Annotated in this window: 1 protein-coding gene; it reads right to left on the bottom strand. The window is 42.5% G+C overall.

Annotation, left to right across the window (positions count from 1 at the left end; all coding sequences use genetic code 11):
- Window positions 1-17 precede the first annotated feature (17 nt).
- Window positions 18-1,168 (bottom strand): IS3 family transposase gene (locus DK866_RS19750; RefSeq protein ID WP_109410251.1). Its coding sequence is split into 2 segments (ribosomal slippage): window positions 18-892 and window positions 892-1,168, totalling 1,152 coding nucleotides; the frame shifts between segments, so codons are not numbered across the junction.
- Between the last annotated feature and the right edge of the window lie 64 nt (window positions 1,169-1,232).

Raw genomic sequence — 1,232 nt, 5'->3', positions numbered from 1 at the left:
TGTTCTGCGCAACTAAATCAGGACACTTTTCTTAAGGAATTTTGTTCATACTCAATGGGGGACAGATCACCGTTGGCAGTATGAAGCCTTTCTAGGTTGTAATAGCGCATATACGCGATAACATCTTCTTTCATCTGTTTCCGAGTCGGCTGTGCGATTTTCAGTACCCAATCGTGTTTTAAACTGCCAAAAAATCGTTCTACAACGGCGTTATCCCAACAGGCTCCAACATCACCCATGCTTGCCCTAATACCATAGCTTGTTAGCAAGCGGCTATATCGCTTACTCGTATATTGAGAGCCTCTATCACTATGAAAGACTAAGCCTTTTTCGGGCTGGCGTAAGTTATACGCTTTCATCAAGGCTTTACTGACTAAATCTGCCGTCATTCGTTTATCGATGTGCCAACCCACAATACGGCGTGAGTATAAGTCCATCACGATGGCTAAATACATCCAGCCTTCCCCTGTTTTTAAATAGGTCACATCACCCGCCCACACTTCGTTAGGTGCGTGAGGATTAAAATTTTGATTGAGCAAATTATCGGCTACGGCATCACTGTGTTTGCGTTTTGTGGTGACTTTGTAAGCAACGCGCTGAGTGACGACTAGGCCAAGCTGAGCCATTAGCTTTTGAACGCCATAAGCACTCACGCTAAAGCCCTCTTTGCATAACCGTTTACGTAACGTTCTATAACCTAAGCTATTTCGACTCTGTTCAAAGATAGCTTTGGCTCTGCGGTACAGTCTAAGTTGTTCTGCGGTGATCAATTTTGCTGGGCGTTTAAGCCAAGCATAGTAGGCAGAACGACTTATTTTCATTAACTTGCAGAGCTTCAGCACGGGAAACTGTGAAGATAGTTGCTTAATCGTTTTAAACGCTACTTGGTTTCCTTTAGCAGGAGGGCGCTGGCTTTTTTTAGGATCTCTTTCTCCATCCTAAGTTCTTTATTTTCTTTTCGAAGCCTTAATAGCTCAGCTCTCTCGTCGGCATTCAAGCTGCTACCGGATTGTTCAGCGTCGAATTTTGCTTTCCAGTTATACAGTAATTTATCGGTGATCCCTAATGAAGCTGCCGCTTTTGGGACGCTATAACCTTGTTCGGTGACTAATGCGACCGCTTCTTGCTTAAACTCAGTAGTATAAAATCTATTTGTTCGTTTTTTCATTTAACACCTCAATAATTGGATTATATTCCATTATTAAAGTGTCCTGTTTGATTAAAGCAGATCA

The sequence above is a fragment of the Proteus genomosp. 4 str. ATCC 51469 genome, assembly GCF_003144375.1.
Classification (GTDB): domain Bacteria; phylum Pseudomonadota; class Gammaproteobacteria; order Enterobacterales; family Enterobacteriaceae; genus Proteus.
The sequence above is the reverse complement of the archived record's forward strand: the minus strand, read 5'-3'. Positions and strand labels throughout refer to the sequence as shown.